Raw genomic sequence first — 18,082 nt, 5'->3', positions numbered from 1 at the left:
TTTGGTCTTCCTCGATATCGCCGCGGATCGCTATTTCATGCTGTCGCGGCGCGATGACGATCTCGTGCGCAGCCTGATCGACCGCCCCATCGCCGATTGGCCGGATGAGGCGAAAGCACGGCTGCGTCAGTTGGGCTTCCTCGCGGATCCACCAGAGTCCGGCGCCGCCCTTCGTCCCATGGCGTCACTCCCGTGTCTTCAGGATCATCGCGCAGACCCCGCACGATCGGCAAACCCGGGAACGGTCGCGTCGGTTGCCTGGCAGCTCTTCAGGATCCGGCGAGCGCTTGATCGGGGGCGTCTGGCGCAGCTGCTCGACCATCACGGCGCCGCACAGCGCACCATGCGCCCCACTCCGCCTAAACGGCGATTGACGACGGAGCTGAGCGTTTTCGCGGCGGCGCGCATGGCCGTGCCGATCCGCCATAACTGCCTGCTGGATTCGCTCGGATTATGCGCATTCCTCGCGTCGCGCGCGCATCATGCGACGCTCGTCATCGGCGTCCGGATCGCACCGTTCAGGGCACATGCCTGGGTCCAACAGGGCAACGCGTTGCTCAATGACGATCGCGAACGGGTGAACAACTTCACGCCGATACGCATCGCATGATGCCCGATTTCGTCTTGACCGTCACTAGGACCAGACATGCCAGCGCAGCGCTTCCTGCCATAACCGCGGCGCTGCACGGCGATTCCACCTTATCCTTGCATGCGTCGGCCCCTGGATACCGGCTCAGTGCGGCCCCCCGCTTGCCGATACTGCCTCTTGGTCGGTCGGGCCATGTCATCGGCACGATCTTTGCGCGTGGGTCGCAGACCCGCAAGACGACGTTTACCAACGCCGAGGTCGCCGCAATCCACGCATCCCGCGGTCATTGGCTAGTGGACCATTGCTGGGGCGGCTGGCTCGCTATCCTCGACGACGACAGCCTTGATGGCACCGCGATCATTCGAGACGCCTCCCCCGCCCTTCCCGTATTCTACGCGGCTGCCGAAGGACACGATCATTTCACGAACGCCGGACACCGATTGATTTCGGCCGGCGTCGCGAGACCGGTGCCGGACCCGGACTATGCCCGACAGATATTGGCGTGGCCCGGTCTGCAGACGGCGCGCGTAGGCATCCGCGGCATCTCCGAGCTGCTGCCCGGGCAACGTTTCCGCCGCGCCGCCGATACGCCGATCACGTCCCTATGGTCGCCTTGGAATTTTACGGGCGCGGACCAGGCGATCACCGATCGCGCGACCGCGATCGATCTTGTTCGCCGCGAAACGCTTGCCTGTGTCGCAGCCTGGGCGCGGTATTGCGAAAAGCCGCTGCTCGAACTGTCGGGCGGCCTCGACTCCTCGATCATCGCAGCCGCTCTGCGGCAAGGCCGGATCGCCGCCGATGCCGTTACGTTCGCGACCGCAGCCAGGGACGGCGACGAGCGCCACTTCGCCCGCATCGTCGCCGGTCATACAGGCTTGGCGTTGCACGAAGCGACGATCTCGCAAGGGGCCTCACCGTTGACCGGTACACGCACGCCGACGCTCCGGCCGGGGACCCATCCGACGCTGAGCGGGATCGACGCGGTGTTTTCCAAGCATGCCAACGCGATAGGCGCCGATGCCTTTCTGAGCGGCACCGGCGGCGACAACATCTTCTGCTACATCAGCACCGCGTCACCGCTGCTCGACGTGATCGGCAGTCCACGACCGCGTTCGCCGATCTTGTGGACGCTGCAAGACCTTGCACGGCTGCATGAAACGACGGCGTGGCACGTCGCCCGGTCTGCCTGGCGCCGGGCAAGACGGCGCGCCCCCCTTTGGCGCCATGCCGACGACATGATCACGGCGGACGCGGCGGCAATCGACCGAGACCCGCATCCATGGCTCGACGTGCCGACAGGCACGCTTCCCGGAAAGCTGGACCATGTCCGCGCGCTGCTCCGAATCCAGGCGGTCCTCCATACCAACGATCGCAGCACCGCCCGTCCGATGCATTACCCCCTCCTTTCGCAGCCGCTGGTGGAGGCATGCCTGCGTATTCCGACATGGCGATGGATTGAGAATGGTCGGGATCGATCGGTCGCCCGCGCCGCATTTGACGATCTGCTGCCGGAAGCCGTCCTCGCGCGCCGCACCAAGGGCCGTCTCGAACATCAGTCGATGCAGCTGTACCTCGCCAATCGCGAGGCCATTCGCGATCTGCTTCTGACGGGCTGGCTGGCAGCGCAGGATATCGCAGATCGACGCGTCATCGAGCGATATACGGCCGACGATTCGCCTCCACGGGACGACGGCTATTACCGCCTGTTCGATCTTGTCGGCGTCGAGCTCTGGGCCCGCGCATGGCTCGACTGAGCCGGTTTCCAGCGGATCGCGAGTGTTTGCCAGCGTTCATATTGTCGGGCCTTGTCAGGGTCCGGATCGATCTGGTCCTGCAACCAGAACCGAAACCAGTCGATGTTGCGCCGGTACGCGGCCAGCCGATGCGCTGGCTGGATCAGGATATGCGGTTCGTCGGGAAACACATACAGTTCGGCGGGCGTCGACGAGTGAGTCAACCGGGCGTAGAACTCCATCGACGTGCGGGCCTCCTGCTCGGGCAATTGCAACAGGACCGGTGTGGCGATCCGGTCGATATTGAGCGCGGGCGACATCCGTCGCCACTGTTCGGGAGTCTCGTCAGGCGCGCCCAGACCCCAGGTCGTCGCGAGTTGCGCATGGTTGTCGCGTCCGCGGACCCCGTTCATCCAGAAATAGGCGGCCTCGAGTTGCAACGAGGCGATCGAAACCGCACGCAATACCGTGCTGCGCATCGCGGTCCACATCGTCACTTCGCTGCCAAAACTCAGCCCGCCCATGCCGACGCGCGTCGGATCTATGGTCCCGTCACGGGCCAGCTGACCGATGATGGCCGTCACCCCCGACAACGCGCGGTCATAACCCGGTTGCGCCAGGGTTTCCCCCTCAGGCCCAGGCGGTTTGTTGATGCACAGTGCTGCAATGCCGGCGTCAGCGAACGCAGCGAGCGGCCATTCGTCGCCGAGCCCGCCCCGAACGAAACCGGGGCAACGATAATAGGTGACGAATAAGGGCGCATGCCGCGCGCGCCTGGGAGCAAAGAGCTGGCCGGTGAACCGCGCCCCTGCCCCATCGCGCCAATCGAGGCGCGTGACTGTGCCCGCAAAGTTGCGCATCACCGCGCCGTTGGGGGCGTAGAGTATCGCGCCGCGTCCCGTTCGGCGATCGATTCGCATCAGGCGCGGCGCCACACCAGCGGAGGCCATGACGCAAAATGCTGCGCTGGCCGTCAGGGCGCAAGGCGATGACGGGACTTCGCTCCCGGCGACGAGACCAGACGACCGGACAAGTGCCGTGATGCGGTTGTCGCGTGGCGACCAGTCTACCAAGGTCTGCGCGAACCCCTCGTCCTGAAGGGTCACCAAGAGGCTCTTGCGGTCCGGCCACCAGGTAGAAGCTGCGATACGATCCGGGAAGCATCGTCGGATCGCCGGTGGATCGCTGCCGGCGCTGCCCGGATGGTTCGACACCGAGAGGCAACGTCCGCCCTTATCTGGCGTCAAGATGCTAGGCTGCCCGGTTGACGCGGCATCTGCGGATGGCGCAGCCATCGTCGACAGGGATGATCCGCGCGACAGCGGTTTTTTCGGTTCGATCACGATCACGCGATCGGGCGTCTCGGCGAGCAGGCCCTGCCGGGCGAACCATCGACCGGCCAGCCTTTGCGTCGCGTGGCGTCCGTTGACGATCGCCCCATGATAGACGGACTGCGCCATGTCGACGGTCGCATCGACGACGATACCGTCACGATATTCGCGGTCCTCAGCGGCCATGATTGCGGCACGCGACGCACCGATCGTGTAGGTTATCCGGCCGGAGACGGGATCGACCTCGTAAGATCGGACATCCGCGTCGCCGATCGCGACAGCGACCCGCCCGAACGACGATGGTGACGCGCGCCATAACCCCACCGCGCCATCGATCAGCGCACGAAATACGAAGCCGTCCGACCCTGGCAGCCATTGAGGCGGCGCGGGGGTGGCGCCGCCGGCGTCAGTCCAGAGCGGAACGCCGCCGTCAGCAACGATGCGCACGGGCATCGACAGATCGGTCGGTGCGACATGCCAGGTCAGTCGATACCCGTTATTGCCGATATCGGCTTGTCGCGTCCGAAACGCGAGCCAGCGCGCATCCGGTGACACAGAGAGCGAATCGATATCGGTCGTTTGAATCAGCGCCTGCGGTGCCACGTCAGCCGAGGCCGTCGCTCCTGCGGCCAGGAACAGGAGGACGGAACCGACGATCGATCTCACCATGGCTTGGTGATCTGCACGGCAATCGTCCGACCGATCGGACTCGCCTTTTCAGGGTCATAGGCCAGCGTCGAGGCTGCGGATGGATTGATCACAAAGGGCGGATTGCGATCGAAAAGATTGGCGGCATTGACCGAAAGTCGCATGCCGCCCGGCACGATCCGGTCGCTCAGCGCCACGCCGAGCTGCAGGTCGAAGGTCGTCCAGGATGGGACGGACTGCGGCACCGCCGGCACCCGGTTGATATAGTCGCCGGTATAATTGGCGAACGCCGCTACGTTGAAACGGCCCTGTGTCCATGAGAGCCGACCGCGGAACCGCAGGTCGACCGGATATCCCAGCGTTCCCAGAACGGAGGCCGATGGCGACGTTGTCGTGACCTGCTGCGCGAACCGGGTCAGGTACGATCCTGCGATGCCGGCGGCGAGCGCCCCGCCCCCGAGTGCTGTCGAATAGCCAAGATCGAAGTCGATTCCGCGCACCGTCACGGTAGCAAGGTTCGTTGTCCTGCCATCGATGATGGCAACGATGTCGCTTGCCGGGATGTTGAGCGGATTGGAGAATACCCGTGACGTGTAATAGCGCGCGAGCGTCGCAGGGTCGGGCGTATCGGTGACCAGGCCGCCATAGATTGCGCGATTGGTCAGAAACGTCGCGTAATCCTGCGACGCCGACGCAATACGGTCCCGGTAGCTGATCGAGAACCACGTTGCGGCGATGCTGAGCCCGGGCGCGAACTGCGGACGCAGATCGAGCCCCGCCGTCCATGTCGATGCCCGCTCGGGTCCAAGGTCCGGATTGTAGCCGAACAGTCCCAAGACCTTCGATGTGCCCGTGGGCGACGCCAGATCGTTCAGGAGCAGCGGCTGATAGAGGGAATTGGCTTCACCGACGAGCTCGGTAAAGGCCGGTGCGCGGAAGGATCGGCCATAGGAGGCACGCGCCGTAACGCCGCCGATAGGGCTCCAGGCCAGACCGATCTTGGGGTTGGTTGTCGTGCCGACGTCGCTATAATGCTCGTACCGTCCGGCCACGGACACTTCGAGGCGCTCGAGAGCCGTTCGGCGATTGCTCGGGCCGAACACCGGAAGGAAGAGCTCGGCATAGCCTGCGCTGATCCGTCGTGTTCCGGGAAGTCCGGATAGCCCCACCGCCGTCGGGGCAAGGGTGTTTATGTCGGTGATGGCCGCGTACCGAAAGCGTTCCGTGCGATACTCGCCACCGAGTGCGAGCCTGACATCGCCCGCCGGCAGGGCGAACAGCGGGCCGTCCGCTTTTCCGGCGGCCGCAAAGACGCGGTAGGACGTCGTGTTGCGGGTGCTGCCCCTGATCCGTTCGATCGTCGCGGGGTTGGTGAAGGACCCGTCGCCGAAGACGTTATAGGCCGTCGCGCGACCGGGATCGGCGAGTGCTGCAGCCAGCCGTGCCCGGTTGGGAGCGTTGGCCAGCACATTGCGTTCTTTCTGCTCGCCATAGGTTCCGTGTGCGTCCAGGCGCCAAGCGCCCGCTTCGCGCGTCAGGCCAACGGTGCCGTTATAGCCCTGGACATCGCCGCGCTGCACGACAGGGCCGAGATCGCGGATAAAGCTGTACAGGACCCGCACCGGCTGCCGCGTCCCGATAGGGTCGACGTAGAAAGCATTTGTTACCGGGACTGTGACCGCAGCGTTGCTCAGGGGAAGCCAGCGAGCGTCGTAGCTCCGCCGGGCGAAATTGCCCTGCCCGTATAGCGACAGTCTGGCGCCGAGATCCTGGTGGAACGACCCGTAAAACGAGTGCGTCCGCTGGCGCGGCAGGACATCCGTGTAGCGTCGCGCGTCTTCGCGGTTCGTGACGCCAGGTAACAGCTGGGCGGCGGTCAGTGCCATGCCGTTCTGTCCGCGCGGGATGCCGAAAGCGGCGCCGTTCGCCGCGACGATCGTACCGGGATTGGCATAGGTCGATCGGTAATCGAGACCGCCATACGGGGTCAGATTTTCGGTGACGAACGACCGGTCGCTCGCCGGCAGTCGGCCGCGCTGATCATATTGATAGGCAAGAACGAGGTGCCCGCCAGTCCACGCCTTGCCATAGAGCTGACTCGCCTGAAGTTCCTCGTAATCGCCATCGGCGGTTCCCAGCCGGAAGCGACTCTCGGCGCCGACGAAACGATCGCGGAAAAGGATGTTGACGACACCAGCGACCGCGTCGGACCCGTAAATGGCCGATGCCCCGTCCGACAGGATTTCGACCCGTTCGATGATGCTGGCAGGCACCAGCGACAGATCGGCAAAGACGCCCGAAAAACCCCCCAGCGCCGCACGATTGCCGTTGAACAGTACGAGCGTGGAGGACGTGCCGAGGCCGCGCAGGTTGATGCTCGAGCCGAAACCGGTATTCGCGCCTGCTCCGTTGCGGACCCCCGACCCAAGCGTGGCCTCGTTCGCACCACCGCCGAAATTCTGCGGCAACGACTGGAGGATGTCCTGTGTGGTGCCACGTCCGCTTTGTTCGATCGCCGCGCGATCGAGCGTGATGAGTGGCGAACCGACGGGCCCGGCGCCGCGAATACGACTTCCGGTGACCAGAATATGCGCGTCCGAACCGCCAGTAACTTCGTTCGGTCTGCTTGACGTGACGGCGTAGCTTCCACCGCTTCGTGCGTAAGTCAGTCCCGATCCCGCCAGCAAATATTCGAGCGCTTCCTCGACGGTGTAACGGCCCGAGAGCGCGGGCGCGCGCCGATCCGACCCCAGCTCACTCGGAATCAGGACGGTTTCACCGGATTGCAAGGCAAGGGCCCGGACGGCGTCCACAAGAGGCTGGCTGGGCAGATCGTAGGCGCGGCGACCGCGCTCCTGTGCATGGGCGGCAGGTGCCACGACCATTGCGCAGGACAGGATCGACGCCTGTAAAAGAACGGAAATATGTTTTTTCGATCGGTTCATCGTCTGTCTTCCCCCTCCCCGTCAAAAAACGGGGTCGAAGGAGAGACACGCCGATCGGCAAACGCCCGCCCGTTATTTTGCGGGATTGGCGCGTCGTTGGGAAGGCACGCGTAAGACAATGCGTCCTTCGGAGCGGTCAAGACTCAGGTGGAACATGGCCGCCACGCTACGTGCGAACCCCTCGACGTCGCGAGCGCGGAACCCACCGCTTATCGTGGATGTGGCAACCGAGCGATCGACGAGGAGGATCTGGGTCCGATTGTACCGGTTGATCGTAGCAACCGCCTCGCCGAGCGGCGTCCGGTCAAGCTCCAATAATCCGCTCGGCCACGCGGCGGTGCTGCGCGGTAACCGTGCTGCCTTTTGCCCCGTATCGATCAGAAGGGGTTGCCCCGCCGTCAGCACGCGATCAACAGTGATGGAACTACCAGGACTATTGCGGAGTCTTGCGGAGCCCTTGACGGCTATCACGACTGCAGGGCGTTCGATGGCGTTCACATCAATCGTAGACCCGCGCTCTGGTTCGATCATTCCCCGTCCCGCGATGACGGCAAAAGGGCCGGGGGCGTCGGACGTGGCGATACGTACGCGTCCACGCCGCACCAAGATCCGGCGTTCGCGACCAGCGGGATCGATTTCGATGGCCGTGTTCGTGTCGAGCGTGAGACGTACGCCATCGGGCAGAGAGACGGTTCGAATTTCGCCTATGGTCGTGGTGTAGGTTGACGCGACGGCAGGAGACACCAGCGAAATCGGCGAACCGTTATGGATAACAGCAATGCCGGCCACGCTGACGAGGGCAACGAGACCCAGCGCGGCAGCGCCGACATGGGTGGAATGGCGCATCAGCAAGGGCGCTTTGTCGATGCGTCGAGTCCTGATGTCGAAGCGCTCGCCTAAGGGTGCGCTATCGTCCCACATGGCCTGTGCCTGATCATAGGCGCGTCGGTGATCTTCCGATTGCCCTAGCCATTCCTGCAATGCCGCCGGCGCACGATCGTCGTGATCTCGCTGTATGCGTTCGATCCAGTCTGCGGCAGCATCGTGGATGGCCGGTGGGATCGTGCGGGAGTCTTTATCAGTCATCGTGGCGAAGGTGCCGACCGAGCTTGTGCAGCGCAATACGCATCTGCTTCTCCACCCCCCGTTCGCTCAGCCCCGTCCGGGCGGCGATCTCCACATAGCTGTAGCCATCGACCCGACGGGCCAGGAAAACCTGCCGCGTCAGCGGTTTCAACTGCTGAACCGCGCGTTCGATACGGTCAAGACGATCGCGCGCTTCGAGACAGGCCACTGGATGGAACTCTGCCAGGTTATTGGATTCGCCCGCAAGCGCATTTCGATGACGGGCAACGAACCGCGCCTCGTTCTTCACCTCGTTCGCCACGGCCGCTCGCAGATACGCGCGGGGGGCCTCAACCGGCGCGACCGCACCACCGCGATGCGCCGCCAGGCGGACGAAGACCTGCTGGATCGCATCATGCGCAATATCAAGCGACGTAAAGCGCGCCAGATATCGCAAGAGGCCCGGCTGCTCCGCGCGATAGAGGTCCTCGAGCATGACGTGAACCTGCGGCAGATCGTGCGATGGTGGCAGCGGGTCGTCGCTGGCCAGAACCGCTTGTCTAAGCCCTATCGACGACGGCATCGCACCGAACCGCCAAGCTCATGCCAGTGTGCGCTGGTCACATCGGATCTCCTCGCTACAATCCGCGAGGCGACCGGCGGGAGCCGGGAGTTGAGAACATGCTTGAGGCACGCGCCTACGCTTTTAGCCGCAAACGGCCTGGACATCTGCGAAGGCCACCCGGCCGCGGAACAGCGGCAACTTATCTCAAGCGAGGTTCTCACGCCTCGACGCTACGGACACGTAGCGTGGTGCCAGATTAGCTCCATATCGGATAGTATCAAGTCTGGATATTGCGTAACCGAGAAAGACGTGACGGAGTGGGGTTTAGTGCCCGACCCTCCCGAATGGCTAACTCAACTGTTTACTCGGTCACTCGTCGACGCCGATCATCGTGCGTTTGAGAACGTGAGCGACACCCGAACGCGTTGATCCGGTGCTGACCGTTCCAGCACTTGCATCGTAACAACGTGCCCGCGTTGCTGGCAGACTATACCTTTGAAAGCGGCCGTTACGTCCTGGGTACTACCGATCTCGTTATCCTATTGGACCGCGCACCAACAAACTTCGAGCGTCGAGCGCTCCAGGTGGAGCGGTAGCGTGCGCCGCCAACCGCATCTCACCGGAAATTAGTATGGGTGTCTGAGCACGGCGCGAGTCGCCTGGAACTGGTAAAGCGGCCTGGAGAGATTTGCGTTTGTGTCAGCCTGGCCGCATGCCAGTCGCTATCGTGACCGGCCTCGTCGCCTTCCGCGTCGTAGGTCCGACTACTTTGAGACCCAGCAAGGAACAGAGGCCCCGATTGAGCCTTGTTCGGCTTTTCGTTTAATCCAAATGTATACGCGCATATGTCGATTTCGACATGGCCGTTTCCGCTGTTGCCGCTGGCATCAAGGGCCGGCCTTCTTCATATTTGCGCCGAATACGCGGGGCACCCGATCCGGATCACCTCGAACGACAAGGCGGCATGGATGGAGGCGTCTCGCCACGGCTTCCTGACAGGGGATCACCGCGCCATGGCTGCAGCTCTCGCCGTTGCGGCGATCCGCCGCGACCTGGCGCCCGAAGCGCGGATCGGGCCAGCCGGAATCGCCATGCTGCCGACGCGCGCGCCGCCCACCGAGCAGCGCTACCGGGTTACCCTCAACAAAGCGCGCGAGGAATTGGAACGCTACCTTCCCGCGGCGCGCCAGCAGGCGGCTGATCGCCTGCACGCGCTTGTCAGGGAAGAGGCGCCATCGGCAGCGATAGCGCATGCGCGCACGGAGCTCGCCTATGTCCGGCATCCCAAAGGCCCGGTGTATCAGTCGAACCTTTTGACCTTATCTCGGGATACGGCAGGTCGACGCGGTGATCGGTCCCAAGCAGACGCCGCTCGAGCGGGTCCGCGAGATCGGCGCCGCGCTCGGCGTCCAGATCAACGCCCAACAGCCCTCGCAACTGCAGCGCGCGGTACGCTCGCTCGAACGACCGATCCTGCCACAGGGCCATTCCCCCGGGCAGGAGCGGCTTGCCGCCTTGTTCCTGAAGAACGCGCCGGAGAAGAATCGTGCCGATCCGCGCCTCGCACCCGCACAGACGATCGTCGACACAGCGATGCAGTTAGCGCGGAACCGCGGCGACAGTGCGCGCAGCGTTACCGCCCAAGGGGAAGCCGCGCGTCAGCGTATCGCGAATAGTATCAGGATCGGTGAGACGCTCGACGCGGGCGTCAGTGGTCGCGCGCAGGACAACAAACCTGTGCCCCCTGCCCCCGACAAGGGGTGCAGCCGCTGGCCTGGTAGGGCAGTATCAATGCTCGTTGGAGTGCCGGTCCTCGGCCGGCGTGTAGTAGCGCGCGATATCCGCGTCTGTGAGCGCATGACCGCTCGATTCCTCGACAAGCGCGGCGATTTCACTATCGGTCCTGCCAGCGTCGCGCAGCTGTTCGATCTCGTCGCTTACCATGTTGATGAAGGCGGGGACCGGGAACCGTTCCTCGCCTAGGCCCAGCGCATCGCGCATGTGCTTTTGCGCGCGCAAAGCTTCGGGAAGCGTGAACGCGATATCATCGGCCATCGAACGTGCCTTTCATGAAAAGCTGTAAAATGGTCGGGGGGCGTCGGCCCCCCGACACCGAAACGCTTATGCGGTGACCGCTTCCGCCTTGGCGTTCACGCTCGACGTTGCCATCGCCGTCAGCTTGTCGTCGGTCGCATATTCTTCGTCGAGCGTTTCTTTCAGGATTGCCGCGATATCGGCGCGGCCGAGCTGGTTCGCCCAGGCGATCAATGTGCCGTACCGGGCGATCTCGTAATGCTCGACGGCCTGGGCCGACGCGATCAGCGCGGCATCGAGCACTGCCTTGTCCTCGATCTCGCCGGCGACTTCGTTGGCTTCCTTGATGATGCCGTCGATCGCCGGGCAGGTCACTGCCTTTGCCTTCTCGCCGAGCAGGTCGAAGATGCTCTCGAGGCGCGTGATCTGTCCTTGCGTTTCACGCAGATGGGTTTCGAAACCCTGCTTCAGGGCTGGCGCCGTTGCCTTGTCGGCCATCTTCGGCAGCGCTTTGGTGATCTGGTTTTCCGCGTAATATACGTCCTGCAACTGGTGCAGGAACAGGTCGTCGAACGTCACGATGTCTTTGGAAAACAGGCCCATGATAGTGTCCTTGCTGAGCGGATAGCCGCGAAGCAAACTGCTCCGGCACCGTCGCAACGCGCCGGCTCCGGTGTAAGTTTCGTTCGGATCAGCGCGGCCTCAGCGGGCTATAGATTTGCCTGCTCGTCGACCGGCAGCTCTGCGCCGGGACCATAATAAAGCTTGGTGCAATCGTCGCGAAGGCACCCTCCCTCGATGACGATGTCATCGCGGTAGGCGTCGCCGATGAACGCCAGCGTGTCGACGTGCTGCGCTTCGAAATACATCTCATGAACATCATCGCGGCCCGCCCCGTAAACGACGCGACCGACCTTCGACCAGATCGACGCCATCGTACACATGCCGCAAGGCTGCAGCGTGGAGTAGAGCGTCGCACCGCGCAATTCCAGTTCTCCGGTGCTTTCACAGGCCCGTCGGATTGCCATCATCTCGGCATGCGCGGTCGCGTCCGGTAACTCCTTCGTCTGGTTGCGCTCGCCCGCGATAACCTTGCCATCGAGCACGATCACGCATCCCAGCGGCGAGGTCGAAGGATCGGATCCCTTCGATCGTGCGATCGCGATCGCTTCGCGCATCCAGCGTTCGTCATCCTGCGTCATCGTCTTGGCTCCCTGCTACGGCCGCACAACGCGTAGCGGACACAATGGATCGTTCGGTGCGGTCATCTTCGAATGCGAAGATTAGCCAGCCGCTACCGCTCCTTGCTGCGGGTCGGGAAGACAGGCCCCCGGACAGTCATTTTGGCAGGATCGTAGGGTTTCTGCAGCCCAGCGATATCGTCATAGGATCCGCGCAACCACGTATCGATGTCTGCAGGGTCCAGGATCGTGATCATGGCTTTTGGGTGGATCGGCGCCACTAGCGTGTTGGGATCGCACGTGACCATCGTGAACCCGTTCCCTTCCGCGGTATGCTGCCAAAACCCGCGACCGCGAACACCGGCTGATCGACAACGCTGAACCACATTTCGCCTTTGAGCGGCGGTTTGCCGTCGCCCAGGTCATGCTTGTCGGGCGTGAACTCGCAGAATTCGGTCAACGGCACGAGTCACCGGTTTTCCGGCTTCTCCGCCAATTTACGCCATTGTGGGAGGGCCAAGTTAAGGACGTTGGTCAAAGGCCATGGTGCCTTGCCGCCCAGCACATCCCACGACATCACATCCTAGGCACGCTCGCCGTCCTGTTCCCGCACCACATAGTTTCGGCTCTTGGGGCGAAGCTCGCGCGGGTCGAACCGGTTGTCGCGCGGCCGCTCGCTAAAGATCTTTGCGGCAGACTCCCAATGGGTTTCGGGTTCACCGAGCATGCGAGCGCGATTGCACATGGTCGCTGCCTTAGTTGTCTATTGCATGGTCACGGATCGCGGCTTTGATCCGGGCCAGCAGGTCAAGAATGCGTTCGTCGGTCTCGCTTTCGGAGAACGCCTCGACGATCTGAGCCGCCTGTTCGAAATCACTGTTTGGCTCACTCATCGTGCTACGATGCCCGAGCATGAGCCAACCGGCAATGCGGCGGGTTGCATAGTCCTGCGACAGAGCGCCCGCGGGACGTCGCTATCGCCCTATGAGCGATCTTCAGCGCGGCCCCGCCGCACAGATGGCGTCGAACGGATTATCATCGCGGGCAAGCGTCTGGAGGGACGCAAGGCTCGTGCGCGCTCAAATGCCGGCAATTTCGGGAAGTGTGCCACGTGGCACACCTTAATCGACATCATGCCATTGAAACGGACACGGTCACGAGGCGGTGCGTTCATGTCCAATTGGACGGAGAACCACAATGGCCGATGACAAAAGCAAAACCGACGAGCGTGATCGTAGCCGTGTCTCGGGTAGCGAGACGTATGAGGTCCAGTATTTTGCCGAGAAGCACGGGTTGACCGCGCAGCAGGCGCGCGATCTGATCGCCGACATTGGCAACGATCGTGAGAAGCTCGATGCTGCCGCGGGCGAGCTCAACGGTGGGCGCGGTAAAGCTTGAATGCTACCGGGGGCGCCGGTTCCCGTTGGCAGGAGACGGGGCAGAACTGCCTGTGCCGCACAACGGGGCTCCCGTATCGTAAACCGGTTAAGTATCAGGCGCCCCGTCTCCCGACATGGCCATAGAAACGATCGAAGCAGCCTCCCATCTAACCGCTCATGACCAATAGCATTCTTCATATCGGGCTGATGGAAGACGGGGAGATCGAGCTTGATCTAGCCGCGCTAGAACTCGCAGCGCTCGATCATCCTGGTATCGATCTCAATGAATATATTGACGAGCTCACCGACATAGAAATATCCCTGCGCGCCGCTGACGGCGACGCAGCGAACAGCGTCGCTCAGGCCCAGGCTCTGAGCAGCGTGATGGTTGAAGAGTTCGGGTTCTCCGGCGACCGCACGCACTACGACGATCCCCAGAATGCGGACCTGATCGCTGTCGTTGATCGTCGGCTCGGGCTGCCGATCAGCCTTTCGATCCTTTATGTGGCAATGGCCCGTCGCCTGGGATGGTCGGCGATGCTGCTCAACACCCCCGGCCACGTCCTGGTCCGTCTCGGCGACACATCGGATGCGCTGATCATCGATCCCTTCAATGATGGTCGCATCGTTGCCCCTGAACAGGTGCAAGCGTTGTTGGAGCAGATGACAGGCCAGGCACGGTTTTCCGACGGGATGCTTCCCCTGTCGAACCGATCAGCGCTCGTTCGACTGCTGCTCAACCAAGCGACCCGTGCGGAGCAGGCTGGCGACCCCGCGCGCGCATTGGTCCTGTACGACCGCATGACGATCGTGGCACCCACACACGCCCATGGTTGGTGGGAGCGCGCCAGACTTCAGCTGATCGCAGGCGATGTCGCCGGCGCCCGCAGCAGCCTTAGCGCGATGCTGGAAATTACCCGCGACGACGATTTGCGCCTGCAGGTATCCGCAGCGCTCGATGCGCTTCCCCGGCCAACGCCGTCTTGAACGCCGCGGTGGCCTGGCTTTCGCCGTGATGGCTTATCCCAAGCGCTTCCACCGTCGATCATGCCATGCCCGGGACTGAACCACGTCTCCGAACCGCCAGAACCGGGTTTCCCGCGTATGGGGACCTGCACGAACAAGTGTCCAGCAGTCGCCGGTCGGCAATTCGACGATACGGTGAATGTGCGTGGCATCGAGATGGTAGGTTTCGCCGGGAAGCCGGTGAACGAGTTCGCTGTGCCAACCGCCGCTCGGATCCAGGTGGAACACCTCTTCGACATAGCCGCCATCGAGGATCTCGGTGTCGAAACTCCAGGGGTGATCATGCGGGGTCGCATGCGGCTCTTCCATCTTGAACCGGTGCACCGCGCGTCCGTCATCAAGATGGTATTTGATGAAAGCCCGCGACATCCGTTCGACGCTGACGATCCGCGTGCCGTCGGGAACGCGAGCAATTGCTGCTCGCGGTAGTCGCATACTCACGGTTCGGTTACCTCTTCATAACAGCCGGCGCGGCGCAGCTGACGGATAATCCCGTTGAACGCCGCGGTGACGCCCTGTGCCCTGCCAATCTCGTTCTCCTGCCGGGCGGCATCCCAGTAGAGCTCGAGGGGCCAGCGTTCCGGGCAGTGCGGCAGCAGACAGCGCAGCGCCAACCGGATCTCGACGACGTCGACGCGAGCATCCGAGCAGCGCGCCACACCGTCCCGCAAGATATGCACCGACAGCGCGATGACAACGCGTTGGTGGCGGATGAGTTTGGCCATCAATGAAAGTCGTGAGATTTGAACTTCACGACAGCTTCCGGATCCATGCCGTCCGCATGGGGCGGCCAGTACGAGTTGCGCGGGCCCGGGCTCCAGCCCTTGTCGCCGCGGTCGGGCGAGCCGGCATGCTTCGCGCCATCACCGCGCCCGGTCCGGTGCGGGAACGACATCTCGCCGACCCGGTGCAGCAGATCGCCGTGGTCGATGATCCGGTCGCAGATGACGTGGATGACCTCGCCCTCCTTCTGCACCCTGCCCTTCATGCCGATCATCGAGGCGGACATCACGGTGCGGCGCTGGCGCTCGAACCGATCGGGCCACAGGATGCCGTTGGCGATCCCCGTCTCGTCCTCGATCGTGATGAACAGCACGCCCTTGGCAGAGCCGGGCTTCTGGCGGACGAGGATGATGCCGGCGACTTCGACATGCCGTCCGTCGCGGATGGTGGCCAGGTCTGCGCATTTGGTCACGCCCCGCCTGGCCAGCTCATCGCGGACGAAGGTCAGCGGATGCGCGCGCAACGAGAGTTGCAGTGCGCGGTAGTCCTCGATCACCTCACGACCGTCGGTCAGTGGCCGCAGTTCGACATCAGGTTCGATCCCTTCCGCGCTGACGGCCTGGTCGGCGCGGTCGGCCGCGGCGAACAGCGGCAGCGGCGCTTCGCCGAGCCCCCTCACCTTCCACAAGCCCTGCCGACGATCGGCACCGAAGCTATGGAAGGCGTCGCCGTCGGCGAGCTTCTCGATCGCCGCGCGCTGGACGCCCGATCGCCGCCAGACGTCTTCCACGCTCTCGAACGTGGTCAGCTCGCGCGCGCCGACGATCTTCGCGCCGTCCGCATTCGACAGACCGCGGATCTGCCGGAGTCCCAGCCGTACCGCGAGGTACCGCCCGCCATACGGCTCCAGCGTGCAGTCCCAACGGCTCGCATTGACGCAAGGGGGGCGGACCACGACGCCGTGCTCGCGCGCGTCGCGAACGATCTGGGCGGGTGCATAGAACCCCATCGGCTGCGCGTTCATCAGTGCCGCGCAGAACACGTCAGGATGATGATGCTTCATCCACGACGATGCGTAGGAGATCTTGGCGAACGAGGCCGCGTGGCTCTCGGGGAAGCCGTAGGAGCCAAAGCCCTCGAGCTGGCGGAAGGTGCGCTCGGCGAACTCACGCGGATAACCGCGCTCGACCATGCCCCCGATCAGCTTTTCGCTGAAGTGCGACACGCCGCCCGTGAACTTGAACGTCGCCATGGCGCGGCGCAGTTGGTCGGCTTCGGCCGGCGTAAACCCGGCGCCGACGATCGCGACCTTCATGGCCTGTTCCTGGAACAGCGGCACGCCGAGCGTCTTTTCCAGCACCGCGCGCAGCTCGGGTCGCGGGTATTCCGGCTTCTCCAGCCCTTCGCGTCGGCGCAGATAGGGATGGACCATGTCGCCCTGGATCGGGCCCGGTCGTACGATCGCGACCTGGATGACGAGATCATAGAAGCGCCGCGGTTTCATGCGCGGCAGCATCGACATCTGCGCGCGGCTCTCGATCTGGAAGGTGCCGAGCGTGTCGGCCTTCGAGATCATCGCATAGACGTCGGGATCATCGTCCTGCAGATCGACCAAACCGACGCGCAGCCCCTTGTCCGCCTCGAGCATGTTGAAGGCGCGGTTCATGCAGCCGAGCATGCCGAGACCCAGCACGTCGACCTTCATGAACTTCAGCGCATCGATGTCGTCCTTGTCCCATTCGATGATCTGCCGGTCTTCCATCGCAGCGGGTTCGATCGGGACGAGATCGTCGAGGCGGTCATGGGTGAGCACGAAACCCCCCGGGTGCTGTGACATGTGCCGCGGTACGCCGATGAGCTTACGGGCAAGCTCGAGCGTCAGGCGCAGGCGACGATCGCCGATGTCGAGGTTCAGCTCGTTGACCTGCTTTTCGCCGACGCCTTCGGCCGACCAGCCCCACACTTGCCCTGCCAATGACGAGGTCAGATCCTCGGGCAAGCCGAGCGCCTTGCCGACGTCGCGGACGGCGCCGCGCGCCCGGTAGCGTGTGACGACCGCGGTCAATGCCGAGTGGTTGCGGCCATAGGTTTCGTAGATCCACTGGATGATCTCTTCGCGGCGTTCATGCTCGAAATCGACGTCGATATCGGGCGGCTCGCGGCGCTCACCACTGACGAACCGCTCGAACAGCAACTCGTGCTTGATCGGGTCGATAGAGGTAACGCCGAGCACGAAGCAAACGCAGGAATTGGCAGCCGAGCCGCGCCCCTGGCACAGGATCCCGCGCCGACGGGCTTCGCGGACGATCGCGTAAACCGTCAGGAAATATGGCGCATAGCCAAGCTCGCCGATCAGGCGCATCTCGTGGGCGATCTGCTCGGTATAGGCAGCCGGCACCGCGCCGTTGAACATCGTGTCAACGGCGTCTTCCGCGAGCTTCTGCAGCGCCTCCTGCGCGGTCAGTCCGTCGATCAGCCGCTCATGCGGGTATTGATAGGCCAGTTCCTCGAGATCGAAGGTGCACAGGCGGGCGATGTCGACGCTGGCGCGTAGCGCGTCGGGATACGCCTTGAACCGCCGGACCATCTCGTCGGGGGATTTGAGCGCACGGTCGGCATTGACCTCGCGCCGGTAGCCGAGCTCGTCGACGGTGCATTTCTCGCGCACGGCCGTCACCACGTCCTGCAGCAACCGTGCCTCTGGCGCGTGGTACAGGACATCACCCGTCACCACCGCACGAACGCCAGCGCCGCCTGCCTGGCGCGCCAGCGCGTCGATCCGCACGGCATCGTCCGGCCGGCGCCGCTGGAACAATGCCATATACCCACGCCGACCATAGACCGTCTTCAGGTCGGCGAG

Annotated in this window: 16 protein-coding genes and 1 pseudogene; 5 read left to right on the top strand and 12 right to left on the bottom strand. The window is 63.6% G+C overall.

Translation table 11 applies throughout. From position 1 onward, the window contains the following. Positions 1-37: 37 nt before the first annotated feature. Complete coding sequence (locus tag C8J43_RS19850; protein ID WP_165899708.1) at positions 38-610, top strand: lasso peptide biosynthesis B2 protein; 573 nt, start codon at positions 38-40, stop codon at positions 608-610. A 140-nt stretch (positions 611-750) separates the two neighbouring features. Next, complete coding sequence (locus tag C8J43_RS19845) at positions 751-2,346, top strand: asparagine synthase C-terminal domain-containing protein (RefSeq protein ID WP_165899707.1); 1,596 nt, start codon at positions 751-753, stop codon at positions 2,344-2,346. On the opposite strand, the gene C8J43_RS19840 is transcribed toward C8J43_RS19845, so the two are convergent. The 5 genes from C8J43_RS19840 to C8J43_RS22455 form a co-directional block, all read right to left on the bottom strand. Further along, positions 2,289-4,325, bottom strand: a complete 2,037-nt coding sequence (locus C8J43_RS19840) for an Atxe2 family lasso peptide isopeptidase (protein WP_133032346.1) — start codon at positions 4,323-4,325, stop codon at positions 2,289-2,291. The two genes, C8J43_RS19845 and C8J43_RS19840, sit on opposite strands and share 58 nt — an antisense overlap. Next, on the bottom strand, positions 4,319-7,189 hold the full coding sequence (locus tag C8J43_RS19835) for a TonB-dependent receptor (RefSeq protein WP_165899706.1): 2,871 nt from the start codon (positions 7,187-7,189) through the stop codon (positions 4,319-4,321). Before C8J43_RS19835 ends, C8J43_RS19840 begins: the two co-directional genes overlap by 7 nt. Before the next feature lie 132 nt (positions 7,190-7,321). Continuing rightward, positions 7,322-8,335, bottom strand: coding sequence for a FecR domain-containing protein (locus C8J43_RS19830; RefSeq protein ID WP_133032344.1), 1,014 nt, complete (start codon positions 8,333-8,335; stop codon positions 7,322-7,324). Continuing rightward, complete coding sequence (locus tag C8J43_RS19825) at positions 8,328-8,810, bottom strand: sigma-70 family RNA polymerase sigma factor (protein WP_243645699.1); 483 nt, start codon at positions 8,808-8,810, stop codon at positions 8,328-8,330. The genes C8J43_RS19830 and C8J43_RS19825 overlap by 8 nt, the downstream gene beginning before the upstream one ends. Positions 8,811-9,766: 956 nt before the next feature. Further along, on the bottom strand, positions 9,767-10,132 hold the full coding sequence (locus tag C8J43_RS22455) for a hypothetical protein (RefSeq protein WP_243645698.1): 366 nt from the start codon (positions 10,130-10,132) through the stop codon (positions 9,767-9,769). A gap of 94 nt (positions 10,133-10,226) precedes the next feature. Here C8J43_RS22455 and C8J43_RS22450 point away from each other — a divergent pair, with 94 nt between their 5' ends. Continuing rightward, on the top strand, positions 10,227-10,862 hold the full coding sequence (locus C8J43_RS22450; protein ID WP_243645697.1) for a hypothetical protein: 636 nt from the start codon (positions 10,227-10,229) through the stop codon (positions 10,860-10,862). 138 nt (positions 10,863-11,000) lie between these two features. Here the strand turns inward: C8J43_RS22450 and C8J43_RS19815 are convergent, their stop codons facing one another. The 4 genes and pseudogenes from C8J43_RS19815 to C8J43_RS22055 form a co-directional block, all read right to left on the bottom strand. Next, positions 11,001-11,516, bottom strand: a complete 516-nt coding sequence (locus C8J43_RS19815) for a ferritin-like domain-containing protein (RefSeq protein WP_133032342.1) — start codon at positions 11,514-11,516, stop codon at positions 11,001-11,003. Between the two features lie 107 nt (positions 11,517-11,623). Further along, entirely contained in the window at positions 11,624-12,115 is a 492-nt protein-coding gene (locus C8J43_RS19810) for a nucleoside deaminase (RefSeq protein ID WP_133032341.1), read from the bottom strand. A 92-nt stretch (positions 12,116-12,207) separates the two neighbouring features. Next, positions 12,208-12,839 (bottom strand): annotated as a pseudogene (locus C8J43_RS19805) (SOS response-associated peptidase family protein). A gap of 10 nt (positions 12,840-12,849) precedes the next feature. Continuing rightward, positions 12,850-12,987, bottom strand: a complete 138-nt coding sequence (locus tag C8J43_RS22055) for a hypothetical protein (protein ID WP_165899705.1) — start codon at positions 12,985-12,987, stop codon at positions 12,850-12,852. A gap of 304 nt (positions 12,988-13,291) precedes the next feature. On the opposite strand from C8J43_RS22055, the gene C8J43_RS19800 reads away from it, so the two are divergent. Beyond that, complete coding sequence (locus tag C8J43_RS19800) at positions 13,292-13,492, top strand: DUF3606 domain-containing protein (protein WP_093400291.1); 201 nt, start codon at positions 13,292-13,294, stop codon at positions 13,490-13,492. Positions 13,493-13,650: 158 nt separating this feature from the next. Next, positions 13,651-14,460: a transglutaminase-like domain-containing protein gene (locus C8J43_RS19795; protein WP_133032340.1), complete on the top strand. Its 810-nt coding sequence runs from the start codon at positions 13,651-13,653 to the stop codon at positions 14,458-14,460. A gap of 33 nt (positions 14,461-14,493) precedes the next feature. Here the strand turns inward: C8J43_RS19795 and C8J43_RS19790 are convergent, their stop codons facing one another. The 3 genes from C8J43_RS19790 to C8J43_RS19780 form a co-directional block, all read right to left on the bottom strand. Further along, a complete protein-coding gene (locus C8J43_RS19790; protein ID WP_133032339.1) occupies positions 14,494-14,940 on the bottom strand; it encodes a hypothetical protein in 447 nt (148 codons plus the stop codon). Continuing rightward, entirely contained in the window at positions 14,937-15,224 is a 288-nt protein-coding gene (locus C8J43_RS19785) for a hypothetical protein (RefSeq protein WP_133032338.1), read from the bottom strand. The genes C8J43_RS19790 and C8J43_RS19785 overlap by 4 nt, the downstream gene beginning before the upstream one ends. Next, positions 15,224-18,082 (bottom strand): error-prone DNA polymerase (locus tag C8J43_RS19780; protein ID WP_133032337.1); only part of this gene is annotated, 2,859 nt, incomplete at its 5' end. The genes C8J43_RS19780 and C8J43_RS19785, both read right to left, overlap by 1 nt.

Origin of the sequence: Sphingomonas sp. PP-CE-1G-424 (assembly GCF_004341085.1) — a bacterium.
Classification (GTDB): Bacteria; Pseudomonadota; Alphaproteobacteria; order Sphingomonadales; family Sphingomonadaceae; genus Sphingomonas.
Note: the sequence above shows the minus strand (reverse complement) of the source record. Positions and strands in the feature narration are given on the sequence as shown.

Bases quoted from the DNA above. Each gene is read 5' to 3' on its own strand.
- C8J43_RS19830 (WP_133032344.1), bottom strand. From the start codon at position 8,335: ATGACTGATAAAGACTCCCGCACGATCCCACCGGCCATCCACGATGCT.
- C8J43_RS19795 (WP_133032340.1), top strand. From the start codon at position 13,651: ATGACCAATAGCATTCTTCATATCGGGCTGATGGAAGACGGGGAGATC.
- C8J43_RS19825 (WP_243645699.1), bottom strand. From the start codon at position 8,810: ATGCTCGAGGACCTCTATCGCGCGGAGCAGCCGGGCCTCTTGCGATAT.
- C8J43_RS19815 (WP_133032342.1), bottom strand. From the start codon at position 11,516: ATGGGCCTGTTTTCCAAAGACATCGTGACGTTCGACGACCTGTTCCTG.
- C8J43_RS22455 (WP_243645698.1), bottom strand. From the start codon at position 10,132: ATGCGCTATCGCTGCCGATGGCGCCTCTTCCCTGACAAGCGCGTGCAG.
- C8J43_RS19810 (WP_133032341.1), bottom strand. From the start codon at position 12,115: ATGACGCAGGATGACGAACGCTGGATGCGCGAAGCGATCGCGATCGCA.
- C8J43_RS19800 (WP_093400291.1), top strand. From the start codon at position 13,292: ATGGCCGATGACAAAAGCAAAACCGACGAGCGTGATCGTAGCCGTGTC.
- C8J43_RS19785 (WP_133032338.1), bottom strand. From the start codon at position 15,224: ATGGCCAAACTCATCCGCCACCAACGCGTTGTCATCGCGCTGTCGGTG.
- C8J43_RS19850 (WP_165899708.1), top strand. From the start codon at position 38: ATGCTGTCGCGGCGCGATGACGATCTCGTGCGCAGCCTGATCGACCGC.
- C8J43_RS19835 (WP_165899706.1), bottom strand. From the start codon at position 7,189: ATGGTCGTGGCACCTGCCGCCCATGCACAGGAGCGCGGTCGCCGCGCC.
- C8J43_RS19840 (WP_133032346.1), bottom strand. From the start codon at position 4,325: ATGGTGAGATCGATCGTCGGTTCCGTCCTCCTGTTCCTGGCCGCAGGA.
- C8J43_RS22055 (WP_165899705.1), bottom strand. From the start codon at position 12,987: ATGAGTGAGCCAAACAGTGATTTCGAACAGGCGGCTCAGATCGTCGAG.